Annotated in this window: 19 protein-coding genes; 2 read left to right on the top strand and 17 right to left on the bottom strand. The window is 60.5% G+C overall.

Annotation, left to right across the window (positions count from 1 at the left end; translation table 11 throughout):
• Positions 1-86: 86 nt before the first annotated feature.
• Positions 87-2,882, bottom strand: a complete 2,796-nt coding sequence (locus tag K5554_RS04660) for a phosphodiester glycosidase family protein (RefSeq protein WP_221039976.1) — start codon at positions 2,880-2,882, stop codon at positions 87-89.
• 170 nt (positions 2,883-3,052) lie between these two features.
• On the opposite strand from K5554_RS04660, the gene K5554_RS04655 reads away from it, so the two are divergent.
• Both K5554_RS04655 and K5554_RS04650 read left to right on the top strand, forming a co-directional pair.
• Positions 3,053-3,514 carry a YbaK/EbsC family protein gene (locus K5554_RS04655; protein WP_221039975.1) on the top strand — a complete coding sequence of 154 codons (462 nt, stop codon included), beginning with the start codon at positions 3,053-3,055 and terminating at the stop codon, positions 3,512-3,514.
• A gap of 13 nt (positions 3,515-3,527) precedes the next feature.
• Complete coding sequence (locus K5554_RS04650) at positions 3,528-4,784, top strand: MFS transporter (protein WP_221039974.1); 1,257 nt, start codon at positions 3,528-3,530, stop codon at positions 4,782-4,784.
• Between the two features lie 185 nt (positions 4,785-4,969).
• On the opposite strand, the gene K5554_RS04645 is transcribed toward K5554_RS04650, so the two are convergent.
• From K5554_RS04645 to fabZ, 16 genes are all read right to left on the bottom strand, one after another.
• Positions 4,970-6,178 carry an IS110 family transposase gene (locus tag K5554_RS04645; RefSeq protein ID WP_255565581.1) on the bottom strand — a complete coding sequence of 403 codons (1,209 nt, stop codon included), beginning with the start codon at positions 6,176-6,178 and terminating at the stop codon, positions 4,970-4,972.
• 310 nt (positions 6,179-6,488) lie between these two features.
• Complete coding sequence (gene ltrA / locus K5554_RS04640) at positions 6,489-7,745, bottom strand: group II intron reverse transcriptase/maturase (RefSeq protein WP_370636950.1); 1,257 nt, start codon at positions 7,743-7,745, stop codon at positions 6,489-6,491.
• 775 nt (positions 7,746-8,520) lie between these two features.
• On the bottom strand, positions 8,521-9,228 hold the full coding sequence (locus K5554_RS04635; protein WP_221039972.1) for a B3/4 domain-containing protein: 708 nt from the start codon (positions 9,226-9,228) through the stop codon (positions 8,521-8,523).
• A gap of 86 nt (positions 9,229-9,314) precedes the next feature.
• Positions 9,315-10,592, bottom strand: a complete 1,278-nt coding sequence (locus tag K5554_RS04630; protein ID WP_221039971.1) for a TRAP transporter large permease — start codon at positions 10,590-10,592, stop codon at positions 9,315-9,317.
• Between the two features lie 56 nt (positions 10,593-10,648).
• Positions 10,649-11,125, bottom strand: coding sequence for a TRAP transporter small permease (locus K5554_RS04625; protein WP_221039970.1), 477 nt, complete (start codon positions 11,123-11,125; stop codon positions 10,649-10,651).
• A gap of 85 nt (positions 11,126-11,210) precedes the next feature.
• On the bottom strand, positions 11,211-12,239 hold the full coding sequence (locus K5554_RS04620) for a TRAP transporter substrate-binding protein (protein WP_221039969.1): 1,029 nt from the start codon (positions 12,237-12,239) through the stop codon (positions 11,211-11,213).
• An 18-nt stretch (positions 12,240-12,257) separates the two neighbouring features.
• A complete protein-coding gene (locus K5554_RS04615; RefSeq protein ID WP_221039968.1) occupies positions 12,258-13,283 on the bottom strand; it encodes a zinc-binding dehydrogenase in 1,026 nt (341 codons plus the stop codon).
• 106 nt (positions 13,284-13,389) lie between these two features.
• Positions 13,390-14,331 carry a transketolase family protein gene (locus K5554_RS04610; protein ID WP_221039967.1) on the bottom strand — a complete coding sequence of 314 codons (942 nt, stop codon included), beginning with the start codon at positions 14,329-14,331 and terminating at the stop codon, positions 13,390-13,392.
• Positions 14,332-14,334: 3 nt separating this feature from the next.
• The gene (locus K5554_RS04605; RefSeq protein WP_221039966.1) at positions 14,335-15,165 is read right to left on the bottom strand and encodes a transketolase; all 831 of its coding nucleotides are present in this window, start codon (positions 15,163-15,165) and stop codon (positions 14,335-14,337) included.
• Entirely contained in the window at positions 15,155-16,228 is a 1,074-nt protein-coding gene (locus tag K5554_RS04600; protein WP_221039965.1) for a LacI family DNA-binding transcriptional regulator, read from the bottom strand. The genes K5554_RS04605 and K5554_RS04600 overlap by 11 nt, the downstream gene beginning before the upstream one ends.
• A 37-nt stretch (positions 16,229-16,265) precedes the next feature.
• Positions 16,266-17,264 (bottom strand): ATP-dependent 6-phosphofructokinase, encoded by a 999-nt coding sequence (locus tag K5554_RS04595; RefSeq protein ID WP_255565506.1) that lies wholly within the window; start codon positions 17,262-17,264, stop codon positions 16,266-16,268.
• A 245-nt stretch (positions 17,265-17,509) separates the two neighbouring features.
• Positions 17,510-18,157 carry a stage II sporulation protein R gene (gene spoIIR / locus K5554_RS04590; RefSeq protein WP_221039964.1) on the bottom strand — a complete coding sequence of 216 codons (648 nt, stop codon included), beginning with the start codon at positions 18,155-18,157 and terminating at the stop codon, positions 17,510-17,512.
• Positions 18,158-18,460: 303 nt separating this feature from the next.
• Complete coding sequence (gene fbp / locus K5554_RS04585) at positions 18,461-19,567, bottom strand: fructose-1,6-bisphosphate aldolase/phosphatase (protein ID WP_221039963.1); 1,107 nt, start codon at positions 19,565-19,567, stop codon at positions 18,461-18,463.
• 148 nt (positions 19,568-19,715) lie between these two features.
• Positions 19,716-21,938: an ATP-dependent RecD-like DNA helicase gene (locus K5554_RS04580; protein WP_221039962.1), complete on the bottom strand. Its 2,223-nt coding sequence runs from the start codon at positions 21,936-21,938 to the stop codon at positions 19,716-19,718.
• A 14-nt stretch (positions 21,939-21,952) separates the two neighbouring features.
• A complete protein-coding gene (locus tag K5554_RS04575) occupies positions 21,953-23,374 on the bottom strand; it encodes an MbcA/ParS/Xre antitoxin family protein (RefSeq protein ID WP_221039961.1) in 1,422 nt (473 codons plus the stop codon).
• Positions 23,375-23,449: 75 nt separating this feature from the next.
• Complete coding sequence (gene fabZ, locus K5554_RS04570; RefSeq protein WP_221039960.1) at positions 23,450-23,878, bottom strand: 3-hydroxyacyl-ACP dehydratase FabZ; 429 nt, start codon at positions 23,876-23,878, stop codon at positions 23,450-23,452.
• Positions 23,879-23,922: the final 44 nt, after the last annotated feature.

Raw genomic sequence — 23,922 nt, 5'->3', positions numbered from 1 at the left:
GGTAGAACCCCTCCTTGTACCTGTACCCCCTTATTATACATCAGCCCCGGCGACTTTACAGGGGGTGGGACAAAGAAGGTGAACAGTCACAGCTTGAGCCCGGTGTAGGTCGCCTTGTTGCCGCTTAGGGTCACCAGCGCGAGGTGCGGTGCCGCCGGTGGTGCGGCCGCACCTAGACGCTGGTAGCGCACCCCATCCTCCCAGGCCGTGCCGCTGGCGGCACCGGGACTAAAGGTCCAGACGGTGGCCCCCAGCCGCTCCCTGCTCTCGGCGAGCCGCTGCCGCAGGAGCTCGGCTTCCGGCCGGCTGCTGAAGCCGTCTTCGCCGGGGAAGGGGTAACGGTCCAGGAAGACAAACACCTGCCGCCTGCCCTTAAGCGCGGCCAGGTCGCTCTGCAGCCACTGCCACTGGCTGCCGTCGCCCTGGACCAGCGAGCCCCCGGCAGCCTTGAGGGTGTAAAAGGTGGCCGCGCCTGCCTCCCAGCGTGCCGCCGCGCCGGTGGTCTTAATGGGGATGCCCAGGGCTTTCTCCCAGCTGGAGCGCGCCGCTTCCGTCAGCGGGCTGAGGCTTACCAGGAAGGCCACCTGGTTTTTCTTCAGCGCCGTCTTCAGACCCGGCAGCCACTTCAGCCCTTCCGGCTGCGCCGGCAGGGCGGCGGCCACCAGGAAGCGCTGGCTGCCGGCAGCCGGCGCCTTGGTGTAGTGAGGATCGGGCAGGGGGCGCTGCGGGCGCGCCAGGTCGCCCTTGAAGGGCAAGGCTGTAATCGCGGTGAGATCGTCCAGGTAGATGCGCCCGGCGTCCTTCTTGCCGGCATCCGGCTCCACCAGGTAGATGCGTTTCAACACGTAGGGGCCCGTCCCCGCCGGCAGCACCCCTTCCACCCGCTCCCAGCCGCTCCAGTCCACGCTCCGGGCCAGGTCCACCGGGAACTCGCGCCCGCTGCCGTCCGCCACCAGGGCGCGGAGCCAGTGCTCCCGGCCGTCGCCGTACACCCAAAGCGCCAGCTTTTCCGTGTACTGGGGCAGAGCCAGGCCCTTGTCGAACACCACGTAGGCCGCCCGCGTCCCGCTGCCGGCGGTGAAATCGTACTCCAGGCGCAGGGAATGGTTGTGCCCGTGGAAGGGTTCAGGGAAGGTGGCCAGGGCGATGCCCCCCTTGACCTCCTGCGGGTAGCCGGCAAAGGAGATGCCCTGCAGGAGTTCAAAGTAAAGCAGTGGCTTCTCGCTCGCGCCCACGCTCACCAGGGTGCGGGCGCTGAGGTTGGCAAAGCGGGCCTCAAGTGCCCCGCTGGCAGGCGTGCCGGCGGCGGTAAGCCTGCCGCCGGCCACCGTGCCCACCTCGCCCAGCACCCGCCAGGTTACATCGGCCGGGTCCAAAAGGGCGCGAAAGCCCTGCCCGTCGCGGGCGTAAACCGTAAGCGGCGCCGCTTGGCCGGGCGCCAGCGTCAGCTGCGCCGGCGCCACTTCCAGGCGGTAGGCCGGGCCGATCACCTGAATAGGCAGTTCGCCGCTGGCACCGCCCAGTCTGGCCACAATCTTGCCCCGGCCGCTCCGCGCAGCGGTGAACACGCCGTCCTTCACCGTCCCCAGGCCGGCCGGCTCGACCTGCCACTTGAGCTCAGCCACATCCACCGGCACAGGGTTGTAGTTGGCATCGAAGCCCTTAACGGTGAGGCTGCGTCTACCCTGCAGCACCACGCGCGTGTCGGCTGCCTTGAGGGTGAGGCCGGCCAGCTCCCCCTGGGGCGCTGCGGTAAAGAGGCCGATGCCGTCGCCTACCGGCCGTTCTACACCATCGGAAGGACGATTCACCAAGCCCGCCGCCGCCTCGCCGGGCAGCCGGGCCAGCACGGTGGTGGAACCACCCCCGTCCAGGTTTAGGGCCTGGTAGGCCCCGAGCTTGAGCAGGAGGGCCGCAAACTCCGCCTGGGTGAGGCCGCGGCTTTCCTCCTGCCGGCCGTCCACCGCCACCAAAAGGAGCTCCCGTCCATCCCGGCTGAGCGCCACGGCGCTGCGGGGACTTGTGCCCTTCACCTCGTGGGTGAAAGGAACAATGCGCCCATCCTGCACCAGCACGCTGCCTCCACCCAGGGCCCAGGCCAGGTCCTGCCAGGAAGGTGTGGTGCTAAGGTGCAGCTCAACCGGGGACCCCACAGGTAGGTGGGCGGAGAGAAACTCCGCCGCCGGCCCGGCGCCCACCAGCACCATCGCCCCGGCCGGGATGGCCACGCCGCCGTTGGCGGGCAGCAGCTGCGTTACCCGCCCGCCGCTCACCACCGCCGCCAGGCCGTCCTGGGTGACGCCCGCCGGCGTGGTGGGACCCCAGCGGCCGTCGTAGGCATAAAGTTCACGGTAGCTTTCCCCCGGCTTGTTGAAACCGGCTACGGAAAAACTGGTCCCGTCCGGTGCCACCACGCTTCCTTGAAAGCTCCAGTGCGCCAGCAGGGCGCTCCCGTCGCGCCGCAGGCCGAAGGCGGCCAGGTCGTGGCGCCTGGAGGGGCTGGAAAGAAGTTCGCCCGCTTTCACCACCGGGCCGATGGGCGTCCCGAAGCCGCGCCCGAAAAAGAAGTCGCCGTTGATGGCCGCCACCGCCCCGGCGCGCTGGGCCATCTGGCTCAGGCGCTCGCCGGCGGCCAGGCCGGCGCTGGGAAGCATCAGGTCCACCCGGACATCGCTGCGGCTAAGATCCGCCCGCAGCACATGGAGCTTCAGCCACCCGGCCGGGGTAAACTCCCAAGACTGTTCATAAGTGATCCCCGGCGCCACCGGTTCGACTCGGTTTTCCTGGTAGATCACAGTGCCCGGCGCCGCCAGGGCGGAAGCGGCGACCGCCAGCAGGGTTAAAACGGCCGCCAGTAACGGAAACACTTTACGCAATGACAATTCTTTTCCTCCCCTAGCACACTTTATCTGTAATACATTTCGTTGCCGGAGGAGTAAATCCTATCCTGGCAGCCCCTGGTTCAAGTCCTCCGCCCGCACCGCGGCACCGTTGCTTTTTCTCATCGCCAGGGTTAAGATTAAGTAAAGACAAGCAGGGAGGTTCGCCCAGAATGGATCCCCACGAACGCATTCAGACCTGGCTCGATAGCTTCGGGCTCGGGCTTAAGGTGATCGCCACCCCCGCCGACACCGCCACCGCCGAAGCGGCGGCCGCAGCCCTGGGCAAGGAGGTGGGCCAGATCGCCAAGTCGCTCCTCTTTCGCGTCGGAGACCAGTATATCATGGTGGTGGCCGCCGGCGACGTGAAGATCAAAGCCGGAGCGCTCAAGGCCGTGGCCGGCGGCAAACCCCGCCTTGCAACGCCGGCGGAAGTGGAGCGGGTTACCGGCTACCCCGTGGGCGGTGTCTGCCCGTTTGCGCTGCCGCACCCCCTGAGGGTGCTCCTGGACCGGAGCTTGGCCCGTTTTCCGGTGGTTTATGCCGCCGCCGGCACGCCCCACTCGGCCGTACCTGTAACGCTGGAGCAGCTCCAGAAGCTTACCGGCGGCGAAATCGTCCAGGTTACGGCCTAAAGGAGTGTAGGACATGTTCTGGCGGCGCAACCTTTATGTGCTCTGGACGGCGCTCTTTTTCGGCATGCTGGCCACCACCTTGATCCTTCCTTTTCTTCCTCTTTACGTGGAGGAACTGGGGGTCACCGACCAGGATGCCGTAGCTATGTGGTCGGCCCTTCTTTTTTCCGGCAACTTCCTCACGCAGGCCCTTTTCTCACCCCTCTGGGGCTCGCTGGCCGACCGTTACGGCCGCAAACTGATGGCCCTGCGTTCTTTTCTTGCCGTTGCCATCTTTAACTACTTGATGAGCTACACCGCCACGGTGGGACAGCTCCTTGTGGCGCGCGTGCTCATGGGGAGCCTGAGCGGCTTTATCGCCGCGTCGGTGGCCATCGTGGCCACCGGCACGCCGGATGAGCACCTGGGCTACGCCTTGGGGTTTCTCCAGACGGGTCAGGTGGCCGGCACCGTGGTGGGGCCTCTGGTGGGCGGTTTTTTGGGCGAATTCCTGAGCTTTCGCATGGTCTTCCGCGTGGCCGGAGGCATGGTTTTCCTCTCTTTCCTCCTCGCCCTCTTTCTGGTCAAAGAAACCTTCGTCCGCTCCTCCCGCACCAGCTCCGGCGGGCTCTTGGCCGATATGAAGCTGGTGGGAACGAACCCGGGGCTGCTGCAGATGTTCGTGGTACTGCTCCTGGCCCAGTTCTCCATCCAGATCGTCGAGCCGATCCTCACGGTTTACGTAAAGTCCCTGCAGGGCAGCGAAGAGCACCTGACTCTGGTGGTGGGCATCATCTTCGCCGCCACCGGCTTGGCCAACGTCGCGGCTTCACCCTTTCTCGGCCGGCGGGGGGACTGCGTGGGGCACACGCGCATTCTTTTCTTCACGCTGCTCGGGGCCGGCATCTTCTACCTGCCGCAGGCCCTGGTGCGCTCGCCCTGGCAGCTCCTCGCTCTGCGCGCTTTGCTCGGCGTTTTCATGGGCGGCATCATCCCCTGTGCCAACGCCCTCACCGGCACCTTGGTGGCGCCGGAGCTGCGCGGGCGTGCCTACGGTGTCACCTCGAGCGCCGTGGCGTTGGGGAACCTGATCGGCCCGCTGGCCGGCGGGGCGCTGGCCTCTCTCTTCGGCCTGCGCTCCATCTTTCTGGCCACCGGACTGCTGCTGGTTGTGGACGCCTTCTGGGTACGGCGCGCCGTCCGGGCCGCTGGGCTTTCCCCGCTGGGCATACCGAAAAAGCAGCGTGGGCAGGCGGCCGCCGCCCACTCGTCACCGCCCTCCGGCCGCTAGCAGCCGCTCCCAGCCGTACCATTGTGCGTTGGCATCCTACCCTGTCTCGGCACCGTTCATCCCGAGCGGTGATTCCTAAGTTCTCGCGACCATGCCCAAGCCAAGAGAGCCCGGCATAGTCGGTGTGGAAAAGGGTATCGAGTAGACCCTCTATGTCAATAGGTGGTGGCGCAAAGTTGTTTATGCTAGGCTGCACGAGCTTGGTGGGCTGCCCTAGCGTTCAAGAACTCGGTCGGGTTGTACTGTTCATGCTTAAGCCACATGGCGTGGATAATTCGAACCCAGATATTTGACAAAGCACGGACAGCAACACTGTGACTTTTGCCCTCACGTCTTTTGCGCAGGTAGTAGTCTTTGGCCCACAACTCGGTACGTGTCGACTGCCAAGCGAAGCTGTGGAGAGCAGCGCGAAAAGGCTTCACACAGGCATAGCGTTTGTGGGCTCGGCTGTAGCGCCCACTCTGGAAGGGAACAGGAGAAGTCCCTGCAAGGGCAGCCACGCTCTCATATGAGGCGTAGCGGTTACGATCATCGCCCCATTCTGCCAAGAGTCTTGGCGCCAGGCGCTTCCCGGCCCCAGGAAGGCTCTGGAAGATCTCGTTGTCAGGATGAGCGGTAAAAACCTTGTCAATCGCCTTGTCGTATTCCCGAATAGCGTCAACAAGCGGGGCCAACTGGGCGACGATGGCTAGCATGAGCCTAGACTTAGCCCGCTTAGTCACCGGATCTGCATGAAGCTGGGGCTCATGGGCCTTAACGGCGATGTGCTGCGCGGTTTCATTGGGGCGTGGATGCCGGAACTTCTTCAGAAGGGCAGCGATCTCATCCGTGTGAGCCGCCCTAACTGCCTCCAGTGTAGGGTAGGCCTGCAAAAAAGCTAACGTAACCGGTTGCTGGAGCTTAGTGAAGAACTCTAGGGCTACTGGGTAATAGGCTTTTAGGCAGGCTGTTAGCTGATTAACCAAACGGGTTTGCTGTTGGATTAAGGCCATCTGATCCTGAGTCAAAACCTTGAGTTCTTGGATCATGGGGTTGTCCGGCTTAAGAAGTCGCAGCTCATCGAGTCCCTTCAGGCCATGCCGGGCGAGGATGGCAGCATCAATGGCATCTGTCTTAGCCCGAGATGGCTTGCGGTGCCGATCTACAGTCTTAGGGTTGACTGGATAGACTGGGAAGCCCGCTTCCAGCAAGGTAGTAACCAGAAGACCGTGACGGGTTTCAATGATACAGGCAACATCCTCTGGACGCCCGGTCAAACCCCTAAGCCGAATTATGAGTTCCTTGAGGCCGGCCAGAGAGTGCGTCACGCGAAAGCCGGCTTCTAGAGATCCCGTGGGACCCAAAATGACCACGTCGTGGTGGTCGTCGGCCCAATCGATGCCGGCGAAAAACACACCTATCAACCTCCCGCCTCTCTTTGGGCTTGGCTTCGGGGCACGGCATGGCCTAATACACCGGCGCTCACAGCGCGACCCTCTATAACCCGTGATACCCGAATAATGTTCCGGGGAAGGACGGTCTACTCGAAGCGGTCGAGCCGTCAAGGAGGGGTAGCCTTTCCCCGGAAAACCAAGTCTCAGTTAAAAGTTCTGCTATGCTTTCCGATACCCTGCTAGTTCTCCTAAGTTAGTTTAACGTATTAGGAGGGGGCGGCTAGCCCCCGTCCTCTCACACCACCGTACGTACCGTTCGGTATACGGCGGTTCACCAAGCTTGACGAATGCTTTGGTAACGTGCGGTTAAACTCATGAGGCCCTGGGCTTCCCAATAGGTGATGCCCAGGACCCTGTTCATTGGCCCATGGGCCATGCGCCAGGGTCCTTTGCGGGCATTGGCAAGCTGGTGAACAACCCGTTCTGGTAGACCCAGTGCGCGAAGTTCGCGGTAGCGCGTCCGAACCCGTTTCCACTGCTTCCAGAGGCACATGCGAAGGCGGCGTCTCAGCCACTCGTCGAGGTTCTGAAAGACGCTGGGAGTTTCAGCCAAGGCAAAGTATCCGAGCCATCCGCCCAGGTAGGCATTGATGCGCCGGATCCGGTCGGCCATGCTCACGGGTTTGCTGCGGGAGGTGAATTCCCGGATCTTGTTCTTGATCCGTTGGGTGGTCTGCGGAGCCAGGCGGATGAGGATTCTCTCCTTGCTCTTGTACATGCTGAATCCCAGGTACTTTAGCTTCCACGGCCGGTCCACGCTGCTCTTTTCTTCGTTGACCTTGAGTTTTAACCGTTTCTGCAGGAAGTCGCGGATACTCTGCATGACCCGCTCGGCCGCCCGCCGGCTTCGGACATAAATGTTGCAGTCATCGGCGTAGCGGACGAACTTGTGGCCCCGCTTCTCAAGCTCTTTGTCGAGGTCGTCGAGGTAGATGTTGGCCAGTAACGGGCTTAAGGGACCTCCTTGAGGGGTGCCCTCTTCTGTCCGTACGACCACTCCGCCAAGCATGACCCCGGCCTGCAGGAAGCGGCGGATTAGCTTTAGGACTCTCTTGTCCTTCACCTTCCTGGCCACCCGGGCCATGAGGATGTCGTGGTTCACTCTGTCGAAGAATTTCTCGATGTCCATGTCCACGACCCAGTCGTATCCGGCTTCTACGTACCGACGCGCCACTCTGACCGCATCGTGGGCTCGTCTACCGGGTCTGAACCCGTAGCTCGCCTCGGAAAATGTCGGGTCAAAGATGGGCGTAAGTACTTGCAGAAGTGCCTGTTGGATCAGGCGGTCTAAAACGGTGGGAATCCCTAGAAGCCGCGTGCCTCCGCCTGGTTTCGGGATTTCGACTCGGCGGACCGGCTTTGGCTGGTAGGTCCCTTGGAGGAGCTGTTCTCGAACTTGGGGCCAGACTTCTCGCAGGAGGTCGCGTAGTTCATCTACTTGGACTCCGTCGATTCCGCCTGCTCCCTTGTTCTCCTCGACCTGCTTCAGTGCGGCCCGCATGTTCTCCCGGGCCACCACCTTCTCCATCAGGCCGTCACCTTGGTCCTCGCGAGGTGATCTTCCGCTTCGTGCCGACGAAAGGCTCCGCCCTTCTGCGGTCCCCCGCGTATTCACCGCTTCCTCCCGCAGACAGGCCCTCTCTTGGGTTTTCTGCTTTCTTTGCCTTCCGTGCGAACTCATCGGGTTCACCTCTGACTTGATGTTCGGGCCTTTCCTGGCCGGGTGTGCGCTGTTTAGGTCCGGCCTATCCGTTTGCTGCCTCTTTCGTCTGGCAGTGCCTCACTAGCCGGGCCGTGCATCGCTCTTCGTTCCAGGTACTATGCCCTCTGCTGACTCCTGCCGGTTCAACCGGGCCTCTCGACCCGGCTTGCCAGTACCCCTGGCGTACCGACAGCACCCACCTCCGGTGGGTCCCCGCCCCGGGTAAGGACGCTGTCTTTCCCTCCATCTACCCGCCCCATATACTCTTGGCAGCCTTCGAGAGCCGCGACTTTGCGTTGTCATGCACGCTCATCCGGCTGCCACTAGCCTCGCCTGGGGTTCGTGGTCCTCGGGCCGGAGGTTTGCCGCCGGCTTCCTTCAGCACCCACCTTCGGTGGGTACCCGACCTCGCGGTGGACACCCTTGCCTTAAGCTACGGCTACTGCTACCCTCGCCGTTCGGGACTTGCACCCTAGAGACAGCGCCCATGCCGGGCGCACATGAAAAAAGAGACGGCGCCTGCCGCCTCTTTGCTTTTCAGCCCGGAGGTGTATCCGGCCTTTCAACCGGTGACCGGGCCGCAGTGTTCTTGTGACAGCGGTTAGAGCAGATCGACGCTGGGCGTCGCTTTGTCCACCCAGAGCACGCGCGTTGTGGCACCGCAGTGCTGCTCAAGAAGCGCCGCAAGTTCCGCCCGGGCCGCCTGCGCCGCCTTGTCCGTGACACCGTAGAAGGCGTCGATGGGGAAGAACAGCGTGCGGCTCTCCGGCACCACCTTGGCCTTCTCCCCCTGGCGCCACACCCACTTGCGCGTGCGAATCTGGTTGCCGGTGGCGTACACCACCTCACCCTCGTCCACCGGCTCCGGTTCGGTGGACCCGAAGGGGACGAAGATGTCACCCGGCCGGGCCGGGCGGATCTCGATGTCGCCCGGCAGGATTGCCATGTCGTGGGCGCCCATGGGGAGAATGTACTTTAAGGAGAGAGCGTTCACCAGGTCCACCACTTTGTTGATCACGGGCAGTTCCGGCTTTTTCGCCGTGCGCTTGGCCAGGGCCTCGATGGAGCTGGGGTACTTGTTCGGGTTGAGCCCCAGCTTGCGGAAGGCCTCGCGCCACACCTTAACATGCGGGTGCTCACGCACGTCCGTCCCGCCCAACTCCTGGGCCAGGGCCAGCGCCTCAGTACGCACCAGGTTCGTAATCTCGGTGCTCTCCCCCTGGTTGTCCACGTTCTGGGCCACCACCACGCCAAAGCACGCCTCCGGAAAGAGCTCAAATATCTCCCGCGCCACCGTAAACCTCGTCACCCGTGCTGCCCCTCCTCCGAAAAGTATTGCCTTTATTCTACCACACGGGGGAGGATTCACCAAACTACTGTGATTAAAGGAGACATTTACACGCCAAAAACACTGGGCATGAACGTAACAAGGCTTGGGAAAACCGTAATCAGAATAAGGATAGCTATCATAGCCCCCAAGAAAGGAAGGACCGTTGGAAAAATCTCGCGGATTGTACGTTTCGTGATACTACAGACGACAAAGAGTGTAACCCCCACAGGCGGTGTGGCCATGCCAATAGCCAAGTTTACTACCATCATCACGCCAAAGAAAACCGGATCCACTCCCATTGTCTTCACCAATGGAAGCAGGATCGGAGCCAGCATAATAATGGCAGCATTAGTCTCTATAAACGTGCCCACGATCAACAGCAAGACGTTGATTAACATAAGAATGACTGTGCTGCTTCTTGATATACCAAGAAAGGCCTCACCAATCATCTGAGGTACCCGAGCGCTGGTAAGTATCCAGGCGAAAAGGGATGCCGTTCCTATGATCAACATGATAGTACCAGTACCAACCACTGTTTCGATAAGGATATCTGGAAGTTTTTCCAGTGTCAGGCCTTTATAAACGAAGAAACCCACAAATGCTGCATACACAACAGCAATGGCGGCTGCTTCCGTTGGAGTAAATATCCCGCCGAGAATCCCGCCAAGGATTATCACAGGCATGACAAGTGCCCATACTGACTCTTTGAACGACTGCCACACCTGAGCCAAGGTTGCCCGTGGATCTCCTGCGTATCCCCGTTGTCCGCCGATAAAATACGCTACAGCCATCAAGGAAAGGCCGACCAGTACTCCGGGAATGAACCCACCCAAGAAAAGATTGCCGATTGATACACCAGCCGTGACCCCATATATGACCATAGGAACACTCGGCGGAATAATTACGCCAATGGATCCGGCTGTGGCCTGGACTGCGGCAGCATAATCCTTGTCGTAACCCTTACCCAACATGGCTGGGATTAGTACCCCACCAACTGCCGCCGTATCAGCAACGGCAGAGCCGGATATACCGGCAAAAAACATACTCGTCACGACAGAGACCATGGCTATACCCGCGCGGATGTGTCCTACTAATGAGCTAGCAAAACGAACCAACCGGGTAGAAATGCCTCCGTGCTCCATTAATTTACCTGCCAGAAGAAAGAACGGCAGTGCCAACAAGGGAAAAGAATCCATGGCGCTATACATGCGTTGAGAGATTAAGGCAATAGGCATGGTGCCCGCAAACAAGAGCGCAGCAGTAGACGCCATACCCAGGGCAACCCCAACAGGTACGTTGAGAATAATCAGGAGGACCAGTGCACCAAACAGAACTCCTATCATAGGGCTCTCACCTCATCTCTGCTTGTCAAAGCCTGCCCTTTAGTGGGGCATAGTGGCTATTTACCCTTAGGACGGAATAGTTGCCGGAGATGGTCTAAAGAAATCAGGAGCAGCACCAGCCCGCTAATAGGGATAATGGCGTAAACCCATGACATCGGAAGCTGCATGGCAGGAGAAACCTGGTCTGCCGCTGAGCGCCAAAGCCCCAGTCCGCCCCAGCCAAGAAATGTCCAAAACAGCGCCGTTATCACAATCGAAATAGCAGTAACCACGCCGCGTATTGTATGTGGTAGCATGCTTACAAAAGCATCCACGCTGATGTGTTCTTTCCTTTGAAGTCCAATTATGGTCCCCAAGAACGCCACCCAAACGAGCAAGAACCGCGCAGCTTCTTCGGCCCAGCTCAACGAATGATGAAACACGTATCTCATTACCACTTGGGCGGTTACGATGGTCACCATCAGAGTCAAAGTCACTATCGCACCTGTATTCAGACAGGCGCTCAAGAAAGTACCTGGTTTCTCTTGCTTCATCTACGTCCCCTTCTTTCGACTTGTGATGCGGCCCTGGGAAAAGGGCATCCCAGGGCCGCACGGTTCCAGACGATTGTCTGGCCTTCTACTTGGTGTTAACGGCCTTATCAATCAAATCCTTACCAATAACTGGCTCGTATTTCTGCCAGACCTGCTGCACAGCTTCCCGGAATGGCGCCAAATCAGGCTTAGTAATCTCGATGCCTTTCTCACGAAGCTTGTTTTCAGCGTCCTTGCTCTGCTCTTGATACACTTGGCGTTGATAGTCCCTAGATTCTGTAGCCGCCGCTGCCACGGCTTCCTGAATGTCCTTAGGAAGGCTGTTCCACGTTTTTAGGCTTATTGATAGCGGGGCCGGGTCATAGATATGATTGGTTATAGCAATATACTTCTGCACTTCCCACACCTTCGAGTACCAGATGTGGATCAAAGCATTCTCCTGACCATCCATGGTACCTTGTTGAAGCGCAGTATAAACTTCACCAGACGCCATGGGAAAAGAGTTGGCTCCCATAGCTTTCAGCGTATCTAGGTATATTTCGGCTTCCGGTGTGCGGATCTTCAGCCCTTTAAGGTCGGCTGGAGAGTTGATCGGGCGTTTGTTGTTCGATACTTGACGAAAACCATTTTCGTAAGCTGCCAATACTTTTATCCCGTTTTGTTCCAACAGCCCATAGAGCTCTTGACCAATCGGCCCATCGGCAACTTTATAGGCATGTTCTGAATCGCGGAAGATATATGGTAGACTGAAAAGTGATAGCTTCTTTTGATAGTTTTGCGTAACGCCAGTGCCAGTTAGAGCCATCTCTAGTGTACCAAGTTTGAGTCCTTCCAGCATGTCACGTTCATTCCCGAGCTGGGACGACGGGAAGACCTGCACTTCCACTTTACCATTCGTCTTCTGCTCCACCAGCTCTTTGAATTTCAGAAGTCCAAGATGATAAGGATGCTCTTCTGAAAGCACATGACCCACACGCAGTACAATTGGTTTCCCAGATTCTTGCTGTTTATCCGCAGTTCCTTGTCCTGCCGGCTTGGATCCCGAACAGCCAGTGATCACAAAAGCCATTGTAACCAATAACGCAAAGGCCTTGACATAGAAGCAACGTCTCACGTAACTAACCTCCTAGCGTTAGAATTGTAAGAGGACCTTAATGGAATTATCAAGTTTTTTCTCGACCATCTCAATTCCTTCAGCAACGCGTTCAATCGGTAGGACATGAGTAATCAATGGGCGGGCGTCCACGGATCCAGTGCGCAGAGCATTCAGGACCTGCTCAAAATCCATTCGCGTGTACATATTACAGCCTAGAAGCCCAATTTCACCCACTTGTAGCTTGCTAATCTCAATTCGAGGTGCAGTATCAAACAACCCGATCTCTACAATGCGCCCTCCTCGCCTTACCAACTGCAAAGCTTGCTTAAGAACTGGCTCTAATCCAACAGCAATAGCAACACAATCTGCTCCAAGCCCGCCAGTGTCGCCCTTTACCGTGCCTGCGATGTCCTCTGTCTTAATATTAAGAGCGCGGTCGGCTCCTAATAGTCTAGCAACTTGAAGGTTGAAATCCATCGCGTCCGTTACGACAATGGTCCCAGCTCTGGCCAAGCGTGCCGCCAACACCACAGCCAAGCCGATTGGTCCAGCGCCCAAGACTACAATTGTCTCACCAGGCTGTAGGTTAGCTACACGTATGGCATGCATGCCAACCGCTAGAGGCTCCGTAAGCGCGCCCAGTTCATTGTCCACTTGATCAGGCAACTTAAGGACTGTTTTCTCAGGAACCTTAATGTACTCCGCAAACGACCCTACCCACTCTGGGGTACCGAGAATCCTTTTCTTAAGGCAAAGATTGTACAAACCTGCCTTGCAGTAGTAACAAGTGCCACAACCCACGTGTGGTTCTACCGTAACCCTGTCACCGACGCTGACAGACGTCACCTTGGCCCCCACTTGAACAACCTGGCCAGCCATTTCATGCCCTGAGATGACTGGTGGAACGCGCCACGGGTGTGTGCCCCTGAAGGCATGCACTTCCGAACCACAGATACCTGTGACCGACACTTTTATCAAGACTTCATCTTCTGCAGGCAGGCCAGGGTCAGGCACTTCTTGAAGCTCAATTTTATAAGGTTCCGGTATCACAGCAGCCTTCAAAAATAGTCCCCCCCTACGTTGAAATGCCGATGCAACGTTTTTCCAATTTCACCTCCCTCACTGGGGCTGTCACGACTTGCACGAGAGACTCTTGCAGTACGGCTTTCTATGACACTTTCTTGCTAAGTGCAGCCTCAGCCGCCCGCTTGATATCTTTTATCCCCAAGCCGTACTTCTCTAGGAGCAACTCATATTCCCCGGATTCCGCAAAGGTATCGGGGATACCGACGCGTTTCAGCGGGACAAGGCATTCCTCGGCCACTACTTCCGCCACGGCGCTGCCCAGGCCACCGTAGATGTTGTGATCCTCAACGGTAACCAGCGCGCCGGTTTCTTGCGCGGCCTTGACCACTGCTTCCTTATCCAGCGGTTTTAAGGTGTGCATGTCCAGCACGCGCGCGGAGATTCCTTCCTTGGCCAATTCTTCTGCAGCTTCCGCTGCCCATGCCACCATATCACCGATGGCGATCAAGGTGACATCGGAGCCGGGGCGAAACTCTACCGCTTTGCCGATGCTGAACACTGTGTCTTCCGGATAGATGACAGGCACTGGATCACGCGTCAGGCGCACATAGACCGGGCCGTGCATTTGCGCCGCCGAGCGCACCAGGGAACGAGTGGCCACGGCATCCGCCGGCATCAGCACGGTCATGTTGGGGATGCTGCGCATGATTGCCAGGTCTTCAATCGCCTGGTGCGTCGGCCCGTCGTTGCCTGGAGTTAAACCGCCATGGCTGGCGACTATTTTGACATTGAGGTTCGGGTAGCAGATGAAGGTTCTTATCTGTTCGCACGCGCGCATGCTGGCGAAAACCGCGTAGGTGCTTACAAAGGGCAGCTTACCCGTTGTCGCCATGCCGGCCGCAGCGCCCAGCATGTTTTGTTCTGCTATGCCCATTTCAAAGAACCGGTCCGGAAACTCTTTGGCAAAGTAGAGCGTCTTGGTGGACTTAGCTATATCGGCCTCAAACACTACCACGTCCGGATTCTCTCGTCCCAGCTCCACTAGGGTGCGGGCACAAGCCTCGCGTGTTGGAATTCGTTCCATTGGCTATTTCACCCCCAGTTCCGCCAACGCCTGTTCAAGCTGGGCGTCATCCGGCGCCATGCCGTGCCATTCCGCCTTGTTTTCCATGAAGGAAACACCTTTGCCTTTTACTGTGTGAGCTATTATGCAGGTGGGCCAGTTGGCGGTCGCACGAGCTTCGGACAGCGCCCTGAGGATTTGGGCGATGTCGTGCCCGTTGATCTCCAGCACGTGCCAGTTGAAAGCCTTCCACTTGGCACTGAGGGGATCGAGCGGCATCACCTGGTCAACAAAGCCGTCAACCTGCAGGCGATTGTAATCCACAATGGCCACCAGGTTGTCCAGCTTATACTTGGCCGCAGCCATGGCCGCTTCCCAAACCTGGCCTTCGTCCAGCTCACCGTCGCCCAAGAGTACATACACACGGAAGTCCTTCTTCGCCAGTTTGCCGCCGAGCGCCATGCCGACACCGCAGGACAGGCCCTGGCCCAAAGAGCCGGTGGTCATGTCCAGCCCGGGTGTTTTCTTCATATCGGGATGGCCCTGCAGGATACCGTCGATGCGGCGCAACGTCGCAAGAGTCTCCACCGGAAAGAAGCCGCGCTCGGCCAAGCAGGCATACCAGACTGGACAGGCATGGCCTTTCGAGAGGATAAAACGATCCCTATCCGGCCACTTCGGGTTAAGCGGGTCAATACGCAGTTCGTGAAAGTAGAGGGTAGTGACGATGTCCGCTGCAGAAAGCGACCCGCCCGGATGGCCTGAGTTCGCAGCATGGATCATCTTCAGGACATCCACCCTTATTTGCCTGGCCCGCGCCTCCAGCCTTTGCACAAGATTCTCATCAGCTGTCATGTTCTTCCCTCCCTGGTGTACACGGTGCTAAAGCTCGGTGGTTTTTCACTTTTCCGGCAGCCCCACAGGATTGGCGTACAACCAGCTCGGCAGCGAAGACAACGGGTTGCACGGTGAGCTGTCGCTCCCGCCGGCCTTCAATAAGATCCAAAAGGATTTGCGCCGCTTTTTCCCCAATCTCCAAGGGATGCTGGCGCACGGTGGTCAAAGGGACGGGAAGCATGCCGGCAAAGTCGATGTCGTCGAAACCAACCAGGGCGATATCGGCCGGGATGCGCACCCTTTGTTCTGTAAAGTACCGCATCACCCCGAGAGCCACCACGTCGTTGGCAGCCAGCACAGCATCCGGGAGCGGGTCAAGCCGCAGCAGGTCCTGAGCCCGCCGGTAACCATCTGCGTAGCCGCCGCGCGTCTCAAGCACGTATTCTTCGTGCAGCGGCAGGCCGGCCGCCTGAAGTACATCGTGGTAAGCTCGGAGGCGTTCCTCTGCCGCGTAGCCGCCGCGGGTTCCCACGAGGAAGGCGATGCGCCGGTAGCCGAGCTGGACAAGATGTTCCACCGCCTGCTTGGCGCCGCCGTAGTTGTCGCTTACTACGCACTCTACGGGGAGATCCGGGAAAAAGCGGTCGATGAAAACCAAAGGGAACTTGTCCAACCACAGGTCAACGAAATGCTGCTTTTCTTTTTGCAGCGGTACCACCAGCATACCGTCCACCTGCTTTTCGCGGAGGAAGCGGACGTATTCGATCTCTTTTTCCTGCCGGTGGTCCGAGTTACAGACAACCAGGCTGCAGTGAGCGTCGACGGCCACCTTTTCGATTCCCTTGGCCACCTGCACATAGAACGGGTTGGCCATATCGGGCACCAGGAGACCTATGCTCTGGCTCCGGCGGGTCACCAGCCCTCGGGCGAGGGCGTTGGAGCTGTAGCGGAGCCGTCGGGCCAGCTCCAGGATGCGCGCCCGGGTTTCTTGGCTCACTCCCGGCTGTCCGTTCAAGGCGCGCGCCACGGTGGTGTGCGAAACCCCCGCCAGGCGGGCAATATCTTTGATGGTAACGTTCAACAGGCCTCCCCCCCTTCCCGCTTTTCTATCTATCTACTCAGGCCGGTACGTTAAGGGGATACGTTAACGTGTGCTCGGCCAGCTCGGCATTGGCAAAGTGAGTGACCAGCCAGTAGAGGTCTAGATCTGTGTCTTTCCTTACACCTTCGCCAGGAAAAGCTATCGGCCGGACTTCTCCGTGCACGATGCCCATGTACTTACCGCTGCCGCCATCGAGAAGAAAATCCACTGCAGCCACGCCCAACCGAGTGGCAAGAATCCGGTCCGCCGGTGTGGGCACGCCTCCCCGCTGTAGGTGTCCAAGGATGGCGACACGAGGTTCAATACTAAGTCTGGCCTTGATCTCTTGAGCAATAGCGCATGCCCCGCCGGCCCCCTCGGCCACGAGGAGGACGCTGTACCGGCTCCTTACAATACTGGCGCAGATGGCATCTAAGTCATAAGGTACCTCAGGGATGATGGCCCAGTCTGCTCCGCTGGCCAGTCCCGAATACACCGCGATTGCCCCCAGATCCCGCCCCATTACCTCCACCACGAAAACTCGCGGTTCGGCAGTAACAAGGGAAGTGGCAGTGTCCTTGACGCGGTCCACCGTTTCCACCACTATACTGACCGCCGTGTCAAAGCCGACCGTGCTTTCGGTCCCAGGAATATCGTTGTCGATGGTGCCGGGAATCCCGGCGACTTGAACGCCCAAGGCCGCCAGGCGTGCGGCGCCACGGAAAGAACCGTCACCGCCGATGACTACCAGAGCACCGATGCCTTCTCTTTGTAACTGTGCATAAGCCTCATCCAGCCCCGGTTTTGTCGCGAATCGGGGAGAACGAGTGCACTGTAAGACAGTACCCGCTTTCCCGATAATGTCTCGAACGTCAGCCGGGCCAAGCGGGCAAAACTCGCCTGCCAACAAACCCTCGTATCCACGGCGAATTCCTACCACTTCTGTTCCCCGCTGGCTTGCTCGGAGTACTACCGCCCGAATGGCGGCATTCATTCCCGGTGCATCACCGCCGCTGGTTAAAACGCCAATACGCACGTTCTCACCTTTCTCCTGTTGAGGACAGAGATAGTAGTGTTGCTTTATGTATTGCCGCGATTCTTCTGCTGGAGTCTCTTGGTTTAACGTTCACCTAATTCCAAGTAAGGGAATTCGACATGTAGTGGTAAAATCCTGCTTCCCAGCAAAAGATATTTTTCTTCGGGAAATAACCAACCTAGAAGGCAATAAAAGAGCCCCCGAAGGGGCTGGAGAAGGATCCGCTAGGATCTCATCGACGTCAATTAATTTGTGCGGCTGGTAGAAGCCAGGGTGTGGCGGTGTGTAAAGCGTTGCCAGAGCTCGGCCAACTTGAAGCGGACGGCCACCGGCCGCGACTCTGTTGGGGCGGTGGTGCCGCCGGCGGTACCCAGCGCCGGGGAAGTTACGGGAGCGACGCCCTGACCGACGCTGGCGTCCACGAAGCAAAGCGGCGGGAAGAGGACGCACCACCAGTTGGCGCCTTTACCGGCGCCCAGGACCACGCGCAGGGCACGGTAGCGGCCGGCCGGGAGGCTAAGGGTGCCGTAGCTGCGCTCGGGAAATTCATAGACACCCACCTCGGTGTGGCTGCGGTAGCTTACTCCCTCCGCCTGCAGCACCCGGTCGGCTACCTGCTGGATTTCGCTCAGATGGGTGGTAAGAAGAAGCTCGGCTTCCGGTTCGCTCTCGGCACCCCGGAAAAGCGCCCCGGTCTCGGCGACGATGCGGTCGCGCACCTTGAGCTTTACAGCTTGATCGGCGGGGCTGTCGCTGTTGGCGACGACGTGCAGGCGGATGAGATCCCGCCCCGCCGGGCTGAGCGCCAGGGCCGGGGAATGGGCGTGGTAGACAAATAAAGCCGCTACTGCCAGAGCGGTGACGAAAAGCGCGCTGCGGGCCGCCTTAAGCACCTGTTTTTCCCCCTTAATAGCTCCCCGGCAGGCCGGGCCCTCGCCGTCCGGCCCGCCGGGAAAGAAGTTCCAGTACGTATTATTACCAATAAGGGGGAAAGGCATACATAAGCGCGGTACGGGGACAGGTCGGCAATCCGGGGATAGATGTATGGGAACAGGTCGGCAATTCGGGGATAGATGTATGGGGACAGGTCGGCAATCCAGAGCATAGACGAGGGCCCGACCTGTCCCCAACGATAAAAAAAAGGCGGGCTGCCCGCCAGGAGCAATCCCGCCAGGGGAAACGTTGTCGGCTTGAGGCTACTCGATGGGCTGGAAGCGGCCCTTGAGCTTCTCCGCCACCAGAGGCAGCGTGGTGTATTCCAGGTGGTCCAGGGCCAGCCGGTGGGGCTCGAAGGGGCCGAGGCGCCGCAGGTAATCGGCCAGTTCCAGCGCCTTTTCGCGCGCCCGGTCGAAGCCCTTGTCGGCGAAGAAGTCCACCGGCCCCACCAGGCGGCCATTGCAGAGCTGGAAGCCCAGCGCCACCACGCGCGCCGGCCCGTCAAAGCGCGTCGGCCGGCTGTCCGCCTCGGCCACGGGAAGGAGCGGGCCGTAGTGCGAACCACGCATCCAGCCCGCCACCAGGTGCGGCTCGGCAAAGGCCTCGAGCACCTCACCCACCGCCGGCAGGCCGTTCTGGCAGCGCACGATGCACACCGGATCGTCCTTTCCTACGTAGCGGCCGGCGATCTGGTTCAGGCGCTGGGTGCTGGTGGCGGCGGCGAGTTCGCCGTTTTTCTTGCTGTAGACGCGTTTGATGCAGTAGCGGCCCGGGGACCCGATGAAGACCAGGAGGTCGTAAAGCTCCTCCGGCAGGGAGAAAGTAACCTTCTTGTGCTCCACCAGGTCGTGGACCTCAAAGATGAAGCCGTCGTGCATCTTGGGGTCGATCACCAGGCCGATGGTGGTGAAGGGGTCGGCGAACATCTTGTAAAGGGGCAGGTTCCAGGCGCCGGGATCGGTTTTATCGGCCATGAAGACCACCACCGGCTCACTGGGCCGTTCGTTAAAGGTGATCTCCGCCACCCCGGGGCCCATGCCCTTGACGTTGCCGGAGAAGGCATCGGACAAAAGGTCCTGCCCGGCCGCATAGAGCTTAAGCCGCCGCGCCACCTCCGCCGCGGCCATGAAGGCGTCCCACGCCAGGCCATGGATTTTCTCGCTGTCGCTACCCCGGTAGTGGGTCATAATGAGCTCGATGTCGTCGCCCACATTGGCCACATGGTAATCGGCCAGGAGCTGGTCCTCCGTGGCCCGGGCCAGGTGCTCCTTCACCACAGTCAGCATATCGGGATGGGCCTGCACGTGGCCGACCAGGCTACCTACGTCGGCCTTAATCACGCTTAAGGTTACCGGTTTGGTTTCCATGTTTTCCTCTCCCCTTAAACATTTTACCCATTGGTATGTCTTAGTGCTTTTATCTGGGTGTAATATGATATGCTGTAAGGTAAATGTGCTATGCTATTTACGTATATTAGACGCCGGCAAGGGTTTTCCTGCCGGCGGGAAGAAGTTTTTATTGTGCGACACCGGCTCCGCGCAGGCGCTCGTCCAGGGCGGTGTAGCGTTCCTGCACGGTGCTGTTGGCCACGGCGCGCACGAGGGCGCGGCGACTGCCGACCAGCATGACCAGCTCCTTGCCGCGCGTCACCCCGGTGTAGAGGAGGTTCCTCTGCAGCATGTACCAGTGCTGGGTGCTGAGGACAAAAATGCAGCAGGAAAACTCGCTCCCCTGTGCCTTGTGCACGGTGGCGGCGTAGGCCAAGGTGAGCTCGTCCAGTTCGGAGCGGCCGTAAGGGACAAGCAGCCCGTCAAAGTCAACGAGCAGGGTGTCCTCCTCCACGTCCTCGTCTTCACGCGCCAGGATCACGTCCACCACGCGGCCCTGGTTGCCGTTGAAGACCCCTTTGTCGTAGTTGTTGCGCACGGCCATCACCTTGTCGCCGGTGCGAAAGAAGCCATCGCGGAAGGGGTACTCTTTCTTGCCCGGCGCAGCCGGGTTGAGCTTCTCCTGAAGCAGTTTGTTCAGGTTTTGCACGCCGGTGACGTACTTATGCATCGGGGCCAGCACCTGGACGTTCTCGAGCCCGAAGGTACCCACCATGCGGCCGGCCAGATCGAGCACAGTGCGCACCGTTTCTTCGGGGTCCTCAGAGCGCAGGAAGTAAAAGTCGGAGGCCGGCTTCAGCACCAAACCCTGCCCCTGGTTGATGCGGTGGGCGTTCACGGTGATGAGCGACTGCTCGGCCTGCCGGAAGATCTGGGTGAGGCGCACGGTGGGCACCAAGTCGCTGGCGATGATGTCCCTAAGGACGCTGCCCGCCCCGACGCTCGGCAGCTGATCCTTGTCCCCCACCAGCACCAGCCGGCAGGCGGTGGGCACGGCCTGGAAAAGCTGGTAGGCCAAAAGGACATCCACCATGGAGAACTCATCGACGATGACGAGGTCGGCCTTCAGCTGGTTTTCGCTGTTATACGTAAAGGTGGGCTCGCCCTCGGCCAGGGTGTAACCCAGGAGACGATGGATGGTGCTGGCCTCACAGCCGGTAAGGTCGGTCAGCCGCTGCGCCGCCCGCCCGGTGGGCGCCGCCAGGAGAATGCGCACGCCCGGCTCCAGCTCGGAGAGCACGCGGATGAGGCCGCTGACAATGGTGGATTTGCCGGTGCCGGGGCCGCCGGTGAGCACGGTCACCCCCTGGAGCACCCCCTGGCGCAGCGCCAGCTCCTGGGCCGGGGCAAAGGTGAGCCCCAGTTCGGCCGCCGCCCGGCGGATGGCCGCCTCCAGCTTGGCAGGCGGCACCCGCCGCTCGGCCTTCAGCAGCCGCTGCAGTTCCCGGGCCACGCCCCGCTCCGCCTGGTAGAGGTAGGGCAGCCAGAAGCGGTCGCCTTCCACCACCACCTCGGGTGAGCGCTGGCTTAAACCGGCCAAGGCGGCCTGCACCTCGTCTTCCTCCACTGGCTCCTCCTCGCCGGGCGCGTTCACCAGCTTCAGCGTCTCCGCCACCAGTTCCTGCGCCGGCAGGTAGCAGTGCCCGGCACGGGTCGCCGCCTGGCGCAGGGCATATAGGGCGGCCGCGGTGAGGCGCTCCGGTGCGTGCCGGCGCAGGCCCAGCTCGCAGGCCAGGCGGTCGGCGGTAAGAAACCCCACCCCAAAGATGTCGTCGGTTAAGGCGTAGGGGTTGTCCTTCAGGCGGGCAATGGCCTCCCGCCCGTAACGGCGGTGGATCTTGAGGGCCAGGCTGGTGCTGACGTGGTGGTGGCGCAAAAAGACCATGAGGCGCTCTACGTCTTTATGTTCATTCACGGAGCGGGCAATCTTGCCGGCGAGCTTTTTCCCCACCCCCGGTACCTGCACCAGCCGCGCCGGCTCCTCGCTGATCACCTTGAGGGTATCCGTGCCAAAGTGTTCCACCAGCCGCCGGGCCAGGCGCTCACCCACCCCGGGGATGAGCCCGCTGGCGAGATACCCGACAATCCCTTCCTCCTCCGCCGGCACAATCTCCTCCAGCGCGCCGGCGGCGAACTGCTGCCCGTACTTGGGGTGGCACACCCAGTCGCCGTAAAAAACGTAGCGGCCACCTGCGCGCACCGTGGCCAGGTGACCGGTTACGCGTACTTCCCCCTGCGGGCACTTGAGCGCCGCCACCGTGTAGCCCGAGGTAGGGTTGCGGAAAACAATCGCCTTGACCTCGCCGGTTAGGGTGGCCTCGCCGGCTGGTTGGCCGGCCGTCTCCTGCATCGTCTCACCCCCCGCTAGCGCAAGAAGCGGAGCAGCTTGCTGTACGGGTCTTCTTGCGTGGTGTAACGCTGGTCGAAGTTCTCCAGCTTGAGCGTCTGCCAGATGCTGCGGAAATTGCTGGAGATGCTGGTGGCCGCCACACGATACTTGCGGCTCAGTTCTTTTTGCGTGACACCGCTCATAAACTCCAGCCGAGCCATCGTGTATTCCAGCGCCGCCAGCCAGGTCTCACGCTTTTTCACCTCGGGGCGCGCCGTGCGGCAGTAGTCCGCCCACAGCTGGACGGCGTTTTCCACCTGCGGCTTGAGGTAACCCGCCTCCGCCAGGCGCCGCCGGAGCTCCTCGGCCACGTTGCTGTACACCGGGTGCGACCACTTGATGCTGGGGCGCTCCACGCAGGCGCCGTCCTCCGGGGGCAGGTTCAAAGCCTGGCGCAGGCGGCTGATGTCGTAGTGTATCTCTCCCGCCTGCTTCTTGCGTTCCTCGATAAACTCCAGTTCCTTCAGCATCTCCCGCACCCGCCGCCGCCCCGCCGGGCTCTGGCAGTACTGCCGGGGCGTGGAGCCGCGCAGGCTGGGATGGGGGGTATCCGGCCACTGCCGGAAGTACTCCTCGTAGTACTGGCGCAGGAGCTTCTCCTTGAGCTCCGGCGACAGCCCCAGGGGTGCCCGCGGGGATTTCCCCTCGTCGCGCCAGAGCAGCTCCTCCTCGCGGCTGAGCTCTTCCTGGCCGGTGACAAAGAGGCGGGCCACGGTGATGTTTAAGCTGTAGCCGCGCTCCCTGAGGTAGGCGCGCCAACCACCGCCGCCCCGGCGCTGGCGCTGCCAGCGCCGGAAGTCGGCCTGGGCCTGGCGCAGGATGTCGCGCTTGAACATGGGGGGCACCTCCAGGGCCGCACCGGAGGGCTGGTAGGTCTCGCCCACCGGGAGCACCCGGCAGAGAAGCAGCGACCAGAGAGTGACGCCCGCCGCCATGTTCTGGTCGGCGATGCGGATGCGCTCGCCGGTGAAGAGGTCCTCGGCCCAGACCCCTTCCTCGTCGATGCGGTTCACTTCAAAGAGGGAGATGTTGGTATCCTGCCACGCGGCCAGCACCTGGCGCTCCAGCTCGCCCAGGTAGGCCGCCTCTTCGCGCTGGAAAACCTCGATGAGGCGCTCCCCCTGGGGTGCCAGACGGTAGTCGTAGACAAACCACTCAATGAAGGAGATGAAGGCCGCTTCTTCCTCGGGGTCGAGAATTTCGGCCGCCTCTTCAGAGAAAAAGATATGGAAGGCGCGGTCGAGGTCGGCCGCAAAACGCTCGTCCTCCGCAAAGTCCACCAGGGAATCGTGCAGGTCCTGGGCTACCCGCTCCAGTTTGGGCCGCAGGAAGTCGTAGACGCGCGGGGAACCGGCCACTGGCGCCCGCGCCTGGCGCTGCTCTTTAGTTGTCGTCATAGCGATCGCTTCCTTTCCCAAAGGATCGGGCACCTTACCCTACCAGTATACTATATACGCTGCCGCCGGCAATGGCTAATCCTTGGCCAGTGCAAAGGTGAACTCTCCCTCCGCCGCCAGCTCCTCACCCACGTAGGCGTGCCCGACGCCCTTGCCCACCGTGCCGCGCAGCTTGGTGAGCTCCACCTCCAGCCGCAGCTGGTCGCCGGGCACCACCGGGCGCCGGAAACGGCACTTATCGATGCCGGCAAAATAGGCCAGCTGGCCCTTGAACTCGGGCAGGCTGAGCAGCGCCACGGCCCCGGTTTGAGCGAGGGCCTCAACGATGAGTACCCCCGGCATCACCGGTTGTCCGGGAAAATGGCCTTGGAAAAAAGCTTCGTCGGCGCTCACGTTCTTCAAGCCTACCGCCCGCCTGCCGGGCTCGAGCTCCAGCACCCGGTCGAGCAGCAGGAAGGGGTAACGGTGGGGCAGGATGGCCTGGATGGCCTGGATGTCCAGCATGGTTACCCGCCTTTCATTATTACTCTATCCCTGGCTGCAACGCA

The sequence above is a fragment of the Gelria sp. Kuro-4 genome, assembly GCF_019668485.1.
In the GTDB taxonomy this organism is placed as follows: Bacteria; Bacillota; DTU030; order DUMP01; family DUMP01; genus DUMP01.
The sequence above is the reverse complement of the archived record's forward strand: the minus strand, read 5'-3'. Positions and strand labels throughout refer to the sequence as shown.

What these genes read in the sequence shown, in the direction of transcription:
- K5554_RS04655 (WP_221039975.1), top strand. Translation starts at nt 3,053, where the DNA reads ATGGATCCCCACGAACGCATTCAGACCTGGCTCGATAGCTTCGGGCTC.
- K5554_RS04650 (WP_221039974.1), top strand. Translation starts at nt 3,528, where the DNA reads ATGTTCTGGCGGCGCAACCTTTATGTGCTCTGGACGGCGCTCTTTTTC.
- ltrA (WP_370636950.1), bottom strand. Translation starts at nt 7,745, where the DNA reads ATGGAGAAGGTGGTGGCCCGGGAGAACATGCGGGCCGCACTGAAGCAG.
- K5554_RS04630 (WP_221039971.1), bottom strand. Translation starts at nt 10,592, where the DNA reads ATGATAGGAGTTCTGTTTGGTGCACTGGTCCTCCTGATTATTCTCAAC.
- K5554_RS04625 (WP_221039970.1), bottom strand. Translation starts at nt 11,125, where the DNA reads ATGAAGCAAGAGAAACCAGGTACTTTCTTGAGCGCCTGTCTGAATACA.
- K5554_RS04610 (WP_221039967.1), bottom strand. Translation starts at nt 14,331, where the DNA reads ATGGAACGAATTCCAACACGCGAGGCTTGTGCCCGCACCCTAGTGGAG.
- K5554_RS04605 (WP_221039966.1), bottom strand. Translation starts at nt 15,165, where the DNA reads ATGACAGCTGATGAGAATCTTGTGCAAAGGCTGGAGGCGCGGGCCAGG.
- fbp (WP_221039963.1), bottom strand. Translation starts at nt 19,567, where the DNA reads ATGGAAACCAAACCGGTAACCTTAAGCGTGATTAAGGCCGACGTAGGT.
- K5554_RS04580 (WP_221039962.1), bottom strand. Translation starts at nt 21,938, where the DNA reads ATGCAGGAGACGGCCGGCCAACCAGCCGGCGAGGCCACCCTAACCGGC.
- K5554_RS04575 (WP_221039961.1), bottom strand. Translation starts at nt 23,374, where the DNA reads ATGACGACAACTAAAGAGCAGCGCCAGGCGCGGGCGCCAGTGGCCGGT.
- fabZ (WP_221039960.1), bottom strand. Translation starts at nt 23,878, where the DNA reads ATGCTGGACATCCAGGCCATCCAGGCCATCCTGCCCCACCGTTACCCC.